Here is a 13,471-nt window from a genome sequence, read left to right on the forward strand (position 1 = left end):
CATGCTGTCGGCATGCGCCGTCGCGTCAAAGCAGCAGGGGGAAACTCCGGCCCCGGCGCCGCAGCCGCCAGCGGCCAGAGCGCAGAGCGGCGACGCGGCGGCCGACCCCGCAACCGACGCCAGCCAGACTGACGAGAAACTTCCGAACGTCAAGCTCACGCCCACGCTGATGTACCAGCTGATGAAGGCCGAGCTCGACTACAAGAAGGGGGACTGGCAGGGACCGTACCTGACGATGCTGAGCCTGGCGCAGCAGACCAAGGATCCGCGCCTCGCGCAGCGCGCGGCCGAAATGGCGCTGTCCGCCAAGCAGCCGGATGACGCGCTGGCCGCGGTGCGCCTGTGGCGCCAGCTGGCCCCGGATTCGGAGGAGGCCTCGCAGTACTACCTGGGCCTGGTCGTCATTTCGGACAACATCGCGGAAGCGGAGCCGATCTTCCGGCAGCGGCTCGCGCAGGCCGATTCGACCATCCGTCCCCTGCTGCTGTTCCAGATGCAGCAGTTGCTGATGCGCGCCAAGGACAAGGAGGCGGGCAACGCCATGCTCGAGCGCCTGGTCGAGCCCTACCGTAACACGATGGAAGGGCACGTGGTGCTGGCCCAGGCGGCGCAGGCGCGCGGCGCCAGGGACGTGGCCCTGCGCGAGGCCAACGCGGCGCTGGCGATGAAGCCCGATTCCGAGATCGCGGTCCTGACGCTGGCCCAGGTGACCGAGGACGAAGCGAAGATCGTCGACCTGCTCGGCAACTTCCTCGCCAGCCACCCCAAGGCGCGCGAGGTGCGCGCGGCGCGGGCAAGGGTGCTGGTCAACCAGAAACAGTTTGAGGCGGCGCGCAAGGAATTTTTGGTGCTGCTCGCGGACCAGCCGAACAACGCCGGCACGCTGTACGCGCTTGGGCTGTTGTCGCTGCAGATGAACGATTCGCCGGCGGCGGAAAAGTACCTGTCGCATTTCGTCGACGTGCTGGGCGACAACCCCGACGATGAGCGCGATCCATCCAAGGCGCTCCTGATCCTGTCCCAGATTGCCGAGGACCGGCGCGATTACAGCGCCGCGCTGGGCTGGCTCGACAAGATTCCGGACGACGACTCGAAAGTCGCGTTCGGCACCCAGTTGCGGCGCGCCCAGTTGATGGGCAAGCAGGGCGATGTGGAAGCCGCGCGCAAGCTGCTCGCCACGCTCAAGCCCGAAGACGTCGCCGACCAGGCCCAGGTCGCCGTGACCGAAGCCATGGTGCTGCGCGACGCTGGCCGGATCGAGGACGCGTACCGGCAGATGGCGGCCGCGGCCAAGCGCTTTCCGGCCAACACCGACCTGCTGTACGACTTTGCGTTGATGGCGGAAAAGGCCGGCCACCTGGACGTGATGGAAACCACGCTGCGCAAGGTGATGGCGCAGGCGCCGGACAACCACCACGCCTACAACGCGCTGGGCTATTCGCTGGCGGAACGCAACGTGCGCCTGCAGGAGGCGTTCCAGCTGATCGACAAGGCGCTGAAGATGGCGCCGGGCGATCCGTTCATCATGGATAGCATGGGCTGGGTGCAGTACCGCCTGGGCAACCTGAACGAAGCCGAACTGCTGCTGCGCCGTGCCTACGCGCTGCGCAGCGATCCCGAGATCGCGGTGCACCTGGGCGAAGTGCTGTGGAAGAAGGGCCAGAAGGCAGCCGCCCAGCAGTTGTGGCACGAAGCGCACGCCAAGGACCCGCAAAACGACGCGCTGCGCGAGACGCTGGCGCGCCTGCACCTTTCGCTGTGAAATAATTGGCGCTGTCACCGGTAGGGTGGGCAGGAGAACCTGCCCACCCTACGCCCTCCAGCTAACGGTGACAGTGCCTATTGTGCCCAATTAACCACCTACCCAACCAATGCCGATTACCCGACGCCTGACTCTTTTTGCGCTTGCCGCCGCCCTGGCCGGCTGCGCCACCGCCCCCGCCAACCGCGCCACCGTGGGCGCTTACCGCGACACGATCGACCTGACCGGGCGGATGTCGGTGAATTACCAGAAGGAGGGCAGGCCGGAAGCGGTGACCGTCAATTTCAACTGGATCCAGCGCCCGGGGCGTGTCGACGTGAGCGTGGCTTCGCAACTGGGCCAGACGGTGGCCGAGATCAATGTCACGCCGCAGGAAGCGACCCTGACCCTGCCCAACCAGCCGCCGCGCGTGGCCAGCGACATCGACACCTTGACCTATCAGGCGCTGGGCTGGGAGCTGCCGGTGTCGGCCCTGCGCGACTGGCTGCAGGGCTTCGCCAACGACGCCCAGGGCCAGCGCTTTGTCGCTTCGCCCGCCAACAACAGCGTGTTCACGCGCGACGGCTGGCGCCTGCGCTTCGTCAGCTGGCTGGGCGAGAACTCGGCACACCCCAGGCCGCGCGTGATTTACGCCGAGCGCGGCACCATGGGCAACAGCGATGCACTGGAGATTCGCATCGTCATCGACCCGGAAACCTGACGCATGGCTTTGACTTCGCTGCACAACTGCCCCGCGCCGGCCAAGCTCAACCTGTTCCTGCACGTGGTAGGGCGGCGTTCGGACGGCTACCACCTGCTGCAAAGCGTGTTCCAGCTGATCGACCGCGCCGACCGCCTGCATTTCGACCTGCGTGAGGACGAGCGCATCGTGCGCACCACCGATGTGCCCGGCGTGCCGGAAGAGCAGGACCTGATCGTGCGCGCGCTTAAGCGCCTGGCGTCGGAATACGCACGCCGCCACGGGCACAATCCGCCGGGCATCAGCGTGGCGGTCGAGAAGGTGCTGCCGATGGGCGGCGGCCTGGGCGGCGGCTCGTCCGACGCGGCCACCGCGCTGATGGCGGCAAACTGCCTGTGGCAGGCAGGCTTCACCAGTGATGAACTGATGGCCGTGGGCCTGCCGCTGGGCGCGGACATCCCGTTTTTCCTCTTCGGCCAGACGGCGTTCGCGCAAGGGGTGGGCGAGGCGCTGGCCCCGGTTGCCGGTCCGGATTGCTGGTATGTGGTGATCGAACCGGGCGTGGCGGTGCCCACGCCGGCGATATTTGGCGCACCTGATTTGACAAGGGATACGAAAGGCGTCACAATATCGGACTTTTCCAGACACCTCGAAAATCGTCGCGATTTAAGTGGGTTTGGGAAAAATGATTTGCAAGCCGTGGCAATCCGCATGTTTGCGCCAGTAGCAGAGGCGCTTGAATGGCTGGGACGGTACGGGGATGCCAGGATGACTGGCTCGGGGGCATGCGTGTTTTGCGCGTTTTCCAGCGAAAGCGAAGCAGATCAGGTGCTGGCCGATGTGCCGGGCGCTTGGTCCGCATGGAAAGCCAAAGCGCTGGACAGCCATCCGATGAAATCCCTCTTGCAAAATCAACGAGTTGTAGAATAAAATTTTGCCTGTGGTTGGGTTTGACGGTAAAATAGTCGAGCTTAACGGCAAGCAGTAAAAGTTAGCGTAGGGGAATCGCCAAGTTGGTTAAGGCACCGGATTTTGATTCCGGCATTCCAAGGTTCGAATCCTTGTTCCCCTGCCACCGTTTTGTCTGGCCTGTCGATGCCTTGAGCGTCCAGCAGACGAAGCCGGAGATGTTGCTCTCGCAACTCATCCTTTACGCATCGTCAGCCGGTCAAGCCGGCTGATTGTTTTTCAAGTTTCAAGATTACCTCACTGGGACTCCCAATGGCTTACGAAAACCTGATGGTTTTTACCGGCAATGCCAATCCGGCGCTAGCAGAAGGGGTCGCAAAAACCCTCGGCATTCCTCTCGGCAAGGCCGTGGTCTCGAAGTTCTCCGATGGCGAAGTCATGGTCGAAATCAACGAGAACGTTCGTGGCAAGGACGTCTTCGTTCTGCAATCGACCTGCGCTCCCACCAATGACAACCTGATGGAAATCATGCTGATGGTCGACGCTCTCAAGCGCGCATCGGCTGGCCGCATTACCGCCGCCATTCCATACTTCGGCTACGCCCGCCAGGACCGTCGCCCGCGCTCGGCGCGTGTCGCGATCTCGGCCAAGGTGGTGGCCAACATGCTGCAACAGGCTGGCTGCGAGCGTGTCCTGATTATGGACCTGCATGCCGACCAGATCCAGGGTTTCTTCGACATTCCCGTCGATAACATCTACGCTTCCCCGATCCTGCTGGGCGACCTGCAGAAGCGCAACTACGAAGACCTGCTGGTCGTGTCGCCGGACGTCGGCGGCGTGGTGCGCGCCCGCGCGCTGGCCAAGCGCCTCGGCTGCGACCTGGCGATCATCGACAAGCGCCGCCCGAAGGCGAACGTGTCGGAAGTGATGAACATCATCGGTGAGGTCGAAGGCCGCAACTGCGTGATCATGGACGACATGGTCGACACCGCCGGCACGCTGACCAAGGCGGCCGAAGTGCTCAAAGAGCGCGGCGCCAAGAAAGTGGTTGCCTACTGCACGCACCCGGTGCTGTCGGGTCCGGCAATCGAGCGCATCACCAATTCGCCGCTGGATGAGCTGGTCGTCACCGACACCATCCCGCTGACCGCTGCAGGCCAGGCTTGCACCAAGATCCGCCAGCTCACCAGCGCGCCGCTGCTGGCCGAGACCTTCAAGCGGATCGTCAAGGGCGACTCGGTGATGTCGCTGTTCGTCGACTGAGCAATTCGACGGCCGTTTGACCGGCGCGCCAGGCTGAAATCAGCCGGCGCGCCGTTGTAGTATCTGGATTTTCTTGAGTGCAAAGGTAACCTTGCGCTCAACTTCCCGGTAGCCCCTGGTCGCGGGGGCTGCCATCAACCTGGGCAACCGGGTCTGGAGCAGTGCTCCAGGCATTCGGGCCCGTATTTTTTGGAGTTACAAATGAAAGTAGTCGCATTTGCCCGTACGCAGCAGGGGACCGGAGCGAGCCGCCGCCTGCGCAACGCTGGCCAGACCCCGGGTATCGTTTACGGTGGCGCAGACGCCCCGCAACTGATCGCCCTGGATGGCAACGCGTTGTTCCACGCGCTCAAGAAAGAAGCTTTCCACGGCTCGATCCTGGACCTGGAAATCGACGGCAAGACCCAGCAAGTCCTGCTGCGTGACTTCCAGATGCACGCATACAAGCAGCTGGTCCTGCACGCGGACTTCCAGCGCGTCGACGCATCGAAGAAGATTCACACCAAGGTCGCCCTGCACTTCGTCAACGCTGAAACCTCGCCGGCCGTCAAGCTGGGTGGCGCAATCGTTTCGCACGTGCTGAACGAACTGGACGTCGAGTGCCTGCCGGCCCAACTGCCGGAGTTCATCACCGTTGACCTGGGCAACCTGGAAGCCGGTGGCTCGGTCCACGTGAACGACCTGACCCTGCCGGCAGGCGTGACCGCGCTGACCCACGGCCAGAACCTGACCATCGCCACCGCTTCGGTGCCGGCTGGCCAGGCTGCTGCCGAAGCTGCTGCAGCTGAAGAGAAGAAGTAATTTGCACCCGGCCGCAGCGATGCGGCCTTGCAAAGGAAAACCCGCCACGGCATGCCCGGCGGGTTTTTTGTTTTTGTTTCACCATCCGCTGAGGTCGCCGGCTTGTTTTCTACCGGTTTGCACCGATAATGCTGTCTTTGCGCTTATTCTCACTCTTCCATGTCCATCCGCCTGATCGTCGGCCTTGGCAATCCTGGCCCCGAATACGAACAAACCCGCCACAATGCCGGCTTCTGGCTGGTCGATAACCTCGCCAACACCCTGCCGGGCTGTCGGCTGCAGCGCGAATCGCGCTTTAATGCGCTGGTCGCGAAGACCTCGATCGCGGGCAATGACGTCTGGCTGCTCGAGCCGCAAACCTACATGAACCGTTCCGGCCAGTCGGTGGGCGGGCTGGCGCGGTTCTTCAAGGTCAACCCCGACGAAATCCTGGTCGTGCACGACGAGCTCGACATCGCGCCGGGCGTGGCCAAGCTCAAGAAGGGCGGCTCGTCGGGCGGGCACAACGGCTTGAAGGACATCACCGCCGCGCTCGGCACCCAGGACTACTGGCGCCTGCGTCTGGGCATTGGCCATCCGCGCACACAGAACCTGCAGCAGGTGGTGGCCGACTACGTGCTGCACCGGCCGCGGCGTGAGGAGCAGATGCTGATCGAGGAATCGATCGACAAGGGGCTGCGGATTATCCCGCTCGTCTGCGAGGGCAAGTTTGACGTGGCGATGATGCGGCTGCATACGCCGTAACGGAAAGCGCCCGGCTGTTCACGGCCCTTGCACCACGACCTGTCCGCGCAGGTCGCGCATCATGCGGTCCAGCGCCGGTTGCAGGCTGCGGTAGTCGCCGGTTGAGCAGATGACGCTGGCACGCCTGAAGACCAGGCTGCGCTTGACGAGCACCGCATTGTTTTTCAGGACATAGCTTGAGCGGTAAGCAAAATTCGCGTCCCTGATCGTCACCGGTTTGGGAATGGCGAGGATGCGCACACCCTTCGGGAAGCGCAATCCCAGCTCGTCCTCGACATCGATCGACGGGCACACGAAGTCCTGGCGCCGGTCTTTTTCCTGTCCAAAATTGAAAACAGCTTCGCCGACGCCGCCCCAGAAATTGTAGGTGGTGGCCAGCCCCGTCGGCCCGGGCAGGTTGATGAAATTTTCGCTGGTGCCCGCGAACGACAGGCTGTACTCATCGGCATTGCTGTCGACCTGGCCCGGGTTGAAGGTGCCAAAACCCTTCTGGCCCAGGCCTTGCAACATGCGCTGCACTAACTGGTCGCGGTCGGCCTGTTTGGTGTCGCGCACGGCTTGCCGGTATGGCTCCGCGATCGCGCCGAACGTGGTCTTGGTCACCTTGAAATCGCTGCGGCCGTCCGGCCTGATGTCGAACCAGGCCGTGGTCCGGTGTTTTGCCCGCTGCGCCGAAGGCGTGGCGGCGAGCATGCCCGTTTTGGTCAGCAGGACCGGTTTGCCCAGGGCGCCCACGGGCAGGTAGCCGGCGGCGGTCGATTCGGCGGTGGAGTCGAGGTACAGGTCCAGGCCCGGCACGTAGGTGATCATGTGGTTGAAGATGCCTAGCGTGGGCGTGCGCGGCAGCCGGTAAGCGTTGCCGCTATTGATCAGTACGCTGGTGCTCTCGATGCCTGCCGCAGCCAGCAGCGTTTCCAGCAGGGCGGCATGGTCCTTGCAGTCGCCGTAGCGGTTCTCCAGCACCTGCGCCGCGCTGTGCGGCACGACGCCGCCGGGGCCGATGTACACGCCGACGTAGCGGATGTTGTGGCGGACCCAGTCCGACAGCGCCAGGGCGCGCGAGCGCGCATCAGGCAAGCCGGCGGTGATCTGGCGGGCCAGCGCCGCGATTTCCGGCGTCGACTGCGTCTTGCCGGCGGCACCTAGCTGGTAGGCACGGGCGAATGCGGCGTAGTCGGCGAAGGTCGATACCGCGAGGCGCTTGCCATAGTCGAGGTAGCTGACTGAATCGGCCTCGATGCGCTCGTTCTCGCCATTAACGTAGCGCCACTGGTAGCGGCGCCGGCCCGCCGGGCTGTCGCCAGCCACCGGCGTGAAGCCGACCGCATCCGCATACAGCGGCATCGACTCGGGCATGTCGTAGATCAGCCGGAAGTCCTTGTTCAAGTAGAACTGCGACGAGGACAAATCCTCGAAATGGCCGGGGAACAGCGGCGTGGCGCGGTGGATCACATAGCGCACGGCCAACCGGTCGCCGACCGCAACCTCGGGGAAGATGACGATCTTCAGGCGCGTGTCCTGGAACATGGGGGCGTCGGTGGACGCGCTCTCCTGCTGGTCACGCACCTGTTCCGGTTGCACCGGCACGCGCCGGCCATCGGGCTTTTCGGTGTAGGCCTCGACCGCCGTCACTTCGTCGAGCGTCTTGTTGTAGGCAATGTAATACTGGGCGTTGGACTGGATCGCGCGCTGCTCGTTGATCGTCTTGGCGTGATCGACCGTAACGGTGTAGCTGCCGTCGCGCTCGACCACGAAGTGCTGGATGTACTTGTCGATCACCATGGCAGGGTCGGTGCCGGTGTCGCGCGCGCCGGCGCGGCAGCACAAAGCCAGGAGGAAAGTGAGCACTGCGGCGAGGCGAAAGGGCATGGCGTGGGCTCCACAGGCGGTGAGCGCATGAGCTCGACCGACCCATGTTACTCAAGAGCAGTCTCGTACTCTTGAGCGGCCGCAAGTCCACCGCTGCGAGTTACCCGAGCATCGAGCCGATATCCGATGCACCCGTGGGGTAAGCGAACAGGGTTTCTTTCAGCGCATCGGCGCTTAGCCCGTGACGGATCGCGAGCGCAAACAGGTTGATCAGCTCGTCCACGTTGGGACCCACAAGGTGCGCGCCCAGGATGCGGCCACTATCCTCCTCGACCAGGATCTTGTAACCATACACGGGTTGCGCCGAGCGGCGCGCGGTGAACCAGTCCGCAGCATTGGCGCAACACACCCGAAACTTAAGCTGCTTGTCGTTTGCTTCCTGCTCGTCGAGGCCGACCGTCGCAATCGGCGGAATGGTGAACGCAACGCTTGGAACGACCGAATAATCCACAGTTCGATGGTTGCCCTTCAGGATATTGTCGATGGCAACTTTCGCATCGTAGGTAGCGACCGGCGTCAGCTGCGGGCCCATCGATGCCGCGTCTCCCGCTGCATATACCGCCGGGTTCGACACGCTCTGCAGGTATCCGCTCAGCCGCAGGCGGCCATGCTCAAGTTCAATCCCGGCCGCCTCCACCCCGAGCGCCTGCAGGTCCGGTTTGCGACCGGCCGCATGCACCACCAGGTCGGCATTGAACTGAAGGGGTTTGCCGTCCTTGGATGCGCGCACGAGGTAGGCGCCGTCGCGTTGTTCGATCGCCTCCACAGCCGTTCCCGTATGCACCTCGATGCCCGCGGCATCAAACGCGGGCATCAGCCAGTCGACGGTTTCGGCGGCGAACTCGGACAGCATCCTGTCGCTTTCGCCCACAATGGTCACCTGGGCGCCGCCGCGGGCAGCCACGTGCGAAAATTCGGCCGCGATAAAGCCGCCGCCGACGATCAGGATCCGGTGCGGCAGCAAGTCGAGCGTCAGCAGCGTCTCACTGGTCACCAAATACTGTTCGCCCGGGATGCCGAGATTGGCTGGTTCAGCGCCGGCGGCGATCAGGATGTAGCGGCCTTCGAGCGTATCGCCATCAACGTCGATCACGTTGGCGCCCGTGAAGCGCGCGTGACCGTGAAAGGCGGCGATGCCCTTGTCGGCATATAAGGCTTCCCTTTTTTCAGGAACAGGATCGGTGAAAGTTCGCTTGAAGTTCATCAGCACCTGCCAGTCCAGCCGAACTTCGCCTGCCAATCCTTTTCCGTGCCGGCGCTTGGCGTCGTCATATGCCGCCGCGGCGTCGACCAAAACCCTTTTCGGGTCGCAGCCGCGCAATGCGCAGGTGCCGCCAAAACGTCGATAATCAATGACGGCCACGCTCCATCCCGCGTCGCGCGCGCGCCATGCAGCCACCGTGGCCGCAGTGCCGGTTCCGACGACAAGCAAGTGGAATTGTTTATGCATTGTTGGCTCCGGATGTCGGGATATCAGCTTGCGTGGCTGGCCAGGATCGGCAAGCGGCCGGCGTCGGCGGTGAGCACGGCGCCGGACACGAATCGCGAGCGTTGGCTTGCCAGGAACAGGGCCAGTTCCGCAATCAGTTCCGGGGATGCGACCTCATTAAGATCGACCTTTTCTTCGCCGGACTGGACATCGGGGTTATTCCACAACATCCCGGTATCCACAGCGCCAAGCCGCAGCGCGTTGACGCGAATCTTGCGCGGGTAGCACTCGATTGCCAGCGCGCGCGTCAAGGCCTCCAGGCCGCCCTTGCTAGCGGTGTAGGCGGCAGTATTGGCATCGGTCGCAATCGCGTGCACCGACGAGATGTTGACGATCGCAGCCTCCGGCGGCATGACTGGAATCGAATATTTCGACAGCAGGAACGGGCCTCGCAGGTTGATCGCCATGGTCTCGTCCCAGTCAGCCACATCCATGTCGACCAGGGCCCCGCTCTTCATGATGGCGGCGTTATTGACCAGAACATGAACCTGGTGCCATCGCTCTGTCACTACCCGCAGGGTGTTTTGGACCTCGGTACTGTCGCTGACGTCGGTGTGCAGGTAGATGCAGTCAGCGACGCCGTGTTTTTTGGCGGTGGCCCGCAGCTGCTCCTGCACCTCGTTGCCCTTCACATCGTTCAGTCCAAGAATGACGACATGCGCACCCTCTTCGACGAAGCGGGTGGCGATTGCCTTGCCGACGCCTGAGGTGCCACCACTGACGATCACTACCCGGTCCTGCATCTCCACGGAGCCTCCGTCATTTCAAACAAGGGAAATCGTTATCAACCTCGAACCGCCAGGTGCGAATCAGTTCGCGATACGCCTCCCCGATCGGGCGGATCTGGCGTTCCAGGTCGCATAACCCATAATGATTCACGGTGCCGACGTTGTTTTCCAGCGAGCTGTCCCAATCGACCTGGTCGATCAGGCTGTACCAGGTAAAACCGATAATCGGCACGCCATCGGCCTTCAAGCGGACCAGGTTCGACCACTGCTTTTCCAGCCAAATGCGTGCGTCCTTTTCGCCGGTCCCCAGGTCGCGGTTGTTCGTTTCGGTATGCATGACGGGGATTCGGTAACGGTTGTAATACTGGCGGGTGATAACGTAGTACCCAAACATCTCGCAGATGTAGGTGCTGCCGTCCGGGTAGACGATATGTTCGTTGGTCGCGTAGTAGTCGTTCCCCATGATGCAGCGTGCCTTGACGCCGCGGTCAAGGAAGAAATGGTACTCGTCGCGAGTCAGCCCATTGTCAGCCAGGAATTCGTACATTCTCCCGTAGACATCCGTGCCATAGGCCAGGTCCAGGGCCAGGAAGCGCATCTCGTTCAAGTGCCGCACCACTTCCATCGCGTCTGGACCAGAAGGATGGAAGTATTCCGACGATTCGCTCTGGATGAATCTGGCCGAGGGCTGTGCTTCCAAAATCGCTTCCGTCGCGAGGATATTTGCCTTGGCCAAGTGCTTGACCGCGGTGACGAAAGCGCGGTCCGAAGCAAGGCGCTCGTTCCATAAGCCTTCATGCGCCGAGAATTTGGCCGTGACGTACATTTCGTTAACGGGAGTGTAGAACTCGACCCAGGGGAAGCGCTGGGCGAAAGCCCTTGCATATTCTGCGAAGAAGTAGGGGAACTCGGGGTTCTGGAAATTGCCGAGCCAGTCGGGCACGCCGAAGTGGCAAAGGTCCACGATGGGTGTAATGCCCAGCCGCCGGATTTCCGCAAATACCTGGTCGGTAAATTCCCAATCGTAGCGGCCTGGACCCAAGTGCACCCGGTAATAAGGCGGGCCGTAGCGCAGGGCATCGATCTCGAGCGCGCGGACAAGGGAGAGATCTTCTTTCCAGCGGCGGTAATGCCCGGTTTTTTCCATCTCGTCGACGCGCACGGACGCGCCGTCGCGCTGGCCGATAACCGGATAGCTGCATTCGATTCCAGTGGCAAATAAGAACCTTGGCATACGATATCCCTAGTCCTTGCGTGGCGATGCTGGAAGGACCGCCCCGGAAGCCCTTCGGTGGCACTTGCAAGACAGCATTGAGTGCCAGGAGGATTCTGGAACGCGACTGGCGCGGTCAGTTTGATGATAGCGTCGTCGTCGAATTGCTGCCGCAACGTAGCGACCCAGGGTACCCCCATCTGCCGCACCGCCGCGCTCGGTATGGCAGGAACCTGCGGTGCCGGCGGCGAGACGGACACCAAAGCCGGGCAGGGGACGGTTGGCAGGATGACTTCGTCACGGACGGGGGAGTTTTTGGAGAAGGGCGCCGGTGAGGGTTACAATAGACATATTTTTCGTAAAAGCGAATACAAAATCTGGTGAACGGCGCTCACTTTCGTTGAGTTCCGCGAGCCGTGTCTGGGACCATCAACCGCTGCTTCGCCAGCGTCGGTTCGGCAGCGCTTTTCGCGTGTGCGCGTTCGTTTAACTAACTGATCACTAAAGGTTTTTCCCATGAGCCTCAAATGCGGCATCGTCGGCCTGCCCAACGTTGGCAAGTCCACCCTGTTCAACGCACTGACCAAGGCCGGCATCCCGGCTGAAAACTATCCGTTCTGCACCATCGAGCCGAACGTCGGCGTGGTCGAGGTGCCGGACCCGCGCATCAACGCGCTGGCCGAGATCGTCAAACCGGAACGCGTGGTCAAGGCCATCGTCGAGTTCGTCGATATCGCGGGCCTGGTGGCCGGCGCTTCCAAGGGCGAGGGCCTGGGCAACCAATTCCTGTCGCACATCCGCGAAACCGATGCGATCGTCAACGTCGTGCGCTGCTTCGAAGACCCGAACGTCGTGCACGTGGCCGGCAAGGTCAGTCCCATCGACGACATCGAAGTGATCCAGACCGAGCTGGCGCTGGCCGACATGAGCACGGTCGAGAAAGTGCTCCAGCGCGAACAGAAGAAGGCGCGCTCGGGTGACAAGGAAGCGGCCAAGCTGTGTGCGCTGCTCGAGCGCCTGCTGCCGCATCTGAACGAAGGCCAACCGGTGCGCACGCTCGGCCTGGACGAGGAAGAGCTGGCGCTGATCAAGCCGCTGCAGCTGATCACCGCCAAGCGCGCGATGTACGTGGCCAACGTTTCCGAAAGCGGCTTTACCAACAACCCGCTGCTCGACCAGCTGACCGAATTTGCCAACAAGCAGAACGCCCCGATCGTCGCGATCTCGGCCGCCATCGAATCGGAAATCGCCGGCCTCGACGATGCCGACAGGGAAGTCTTCCTGGCCGACATGGGCATGCAGGAGCCGGGCCTGGACCGCCTGATCCGCGCCGCATACAAGCTGCTGGGCCTGCAGACTTACTTCACCGCGGGCGTGAAGGAAGTGCGCGCCTGGACCATCCACATTGGCGATACCGCCCCGCAGGCGGCCGGCGTGATCCACACCGACTTCGAGCGCGGCTTCATTCGCGCGCAGACGATTTCGTTCGATGACTTCATCACCTACAAGGGCGAAGCCGGCGCCAAGGAAGCAGGCAAGATGCGCGCCGAGGGCAAGGAATATGTCGTCAAGGATGGGGATGTGCTGAACTTCCTGTTCAACGTCTGATTCGAGTAACCCATTTCAGACGGTTTCAGCAGCTTGCAAAAATCGTCCGAAATCGTTCAGAGAGCCCCGTAGATCGGGGCTTTCTTATTTCTTGTTGTTGCATGAAACATCTTGCAGATGTGCTGAATAAGTGCATATGGAGGTGTATATGAAACTTGCGGATCGGAACGAATGGTGTATATGATGGGTGCGTCTCCACAACGACCTTGCTCACATGCTCACCGATGCTCAGTGCCGCGCTGCAAGGCGCAAGGAAGGAATCTATCGGCTCAATGACTGCGTTGCAGAATTGCGGCTTGTGCGGGAAGGGCAACACTTTCCCGTGCCCATTGAGCCCTGCTCAAGCGCCGACGCCCAGGTCCGAGCCGAGCGAGCCCAGACGGCCCTGCCACATGTTCCCAGAATC

At 62.4% G+C, this 13,471-nt stretch carries 11 protein-coding genes and 1 tRNA gene; 8 read left to right on the top strand and 4 right to left on the bottom strand.

From position 1 onward, the window contains the following. Window position 1: 1 nt before the first annotated feature. From E4O92_RS15525 to pth, 7 genes are all read left to right on the top strand, one after another. Window positions 2–1,762 carry a tetratricopeptide repeat protein gene (locus E4O92_RS15525; protein WP_370660014.1) on the top strand — a complete coding sequence of 587 codons (1,761 nt, stop codon included), beginning with the start codon at window positions 2–4 and terminating at the stop codon, window positions 1,760–1,762. A gap of 109 nt (window positions 1,763–1,871) precedes the next feature. After that, window positions 1,872–2,462, top strand: a complete 591-nt coding sequence (locus E4O92_RS15530; protein WP_135190646.1) for an outer membrane lipoprotein LolB — start codon at window positions 1,872–1,874, stop codon at window positions 2,460–2,462. Window positions 2,463–2,465: 3 nt separating this feature from the next. Further along, window positions 2,466–3,371 carry a 4-(cytidine 5'-diphospho)-2-C-methyl-D-erythritol kinase gene (gene ispE, locus E4O92_RS15535; protein WP_167759807.1) on the top strand — a complete coding sequence of 302 codons (906 nt, stop codon included), beginning with the start codon at window positions 2,466–2,468 and terminating at the stop codon, window positions 3,369–3,371. Window positions 3,372–3,439: 68 nt separating this feature from the next. After that, window positions 3,440–3,516 (top strand) — tRNA-Gln (locus E4O92_RS15540). Window positions 3,517–3,662: 146 nt separating this feature from the next. After that, entirely contained in the window at window positions 3,663–4,613 is a 951-nt protein-coding gene (locus tag E4O92_RS15545; RefSeq protein ID WP_135190647.1) for a ribose-phosphate pyrophosphokinase, read from the top strand. Window positions 4,614–4,814: 201 nt separating this feature from the next. Beyond that, entirely contained in the window at window positions 4,815–5,414 is a 600-nt protein-coding gene (locus E4O92_RS15550) for a 50S ribosomal protein L25/general stress protein Ctc (RefSeq protein WP_135190648.1), read from the top strand. Window positions 5,415–5,573: 159 nt separating this feature from the next. Continuing rightward, the gene (pth, locus tag E4O92_RS15555; RefSeq protein ID WP_135190649.1) at window positions 5,574–6,158 is read left to right on the top strand and encodes an aminoacyl-tRNA hydrolase; all 585 of its coding nucleotides are present in this window, start codon (window positions 5,574–5,576) and stop codon (window positions 6,156–6,158) included. Between the two features lie 18 nt (window positions 6,159–6,176). Here the strand turns inward: pth and E4O92_RS15560 are convergent, their stop codons facing one another. The 4 genes from E4O92_RS15560 to E4O92_RS15575 form a co-directional block, all read right to left on the bottom strand. Beyond that, window positions 6,177–8,027 (bottom strand): DUF3857 domain-containing transglutaminase family protein, encoded by a 1,851-nt coding sequence (locus tag E4O92_RS15560; RefSeq protein ID WP_135190650.1) that lies wholly within the window; start codon window positions 8,025–8,027, stop codon window positions 6,177–6,179. Window positions 8,028–8,127: 100 nt separating this feature from the next. Continuing rightward, on the bottom strand, window positions 8,128–9,477 hold the full coding sequence (locus E4O92_RS15565; protein ID WP_135190651.1) for a dihydrolipoyl dehydrogenase family protein: 1,350 nt from the start codon (window positions 9,475–9,477) through the stop codon (window positions 8,128–8,130). A 23-nt stretch (window positions 9,478–9,500) separates the two neighbouring features. Then, on the bottom strand, window positions 9,501–10,259 hold the full coding sequence (locus E4O92_RS15570; RefSeq protein WP_229483415.1) for an SDR family NAD(P)-dependent oxidoreductase: 759 nt from the start codon (window positions 10,257–10,259) through the stop codon (window positions 9,501–9,503). A gap of 16 nt (window positions 10,260–10,275) precedes the next feature. Continuing rightward, the gene (locus E4O92_RS15575) at window positions 10,276–11,406 is read right to left on the bottom strand and encodes a family 1 glycosylhydrolase (RefSeq protein WP_229483403.1); all 1,131 of its coding nucleotides are present in this window, start codon (window positions 11,404–11,406) and stop codon (window positions 10,276–10,278) included. Between the two features lie 567 nt (window positions 11,407–11,973). On the opposite strand from E4O92_RS15575, the gene ychF reads away from it, so the two are divergent. Then, window positions 11,974–13,065 (top strand): redox-regulated ATPase YchF, encoded by a 1,092-nt coding sequence (gene ychF / locus E4O92_RS15580; RefSeq protein WP_135190654.1) that lies wholly within the window; start codon window positions 11,974–11,976, stop codon window positions 13,063–13,065. The last annotated feature ends 406 nt before the right edge of the window (window positions 13,066–13,471 follow it).

The organism is Massilia horti (assembly GCF_004614195.1).
GTDB lineage: Bacteria > Pseudomonadota > Gammaproteobacteria > Burkholderiales > Burkholderiaceae_D > Telluria > Telluria horti.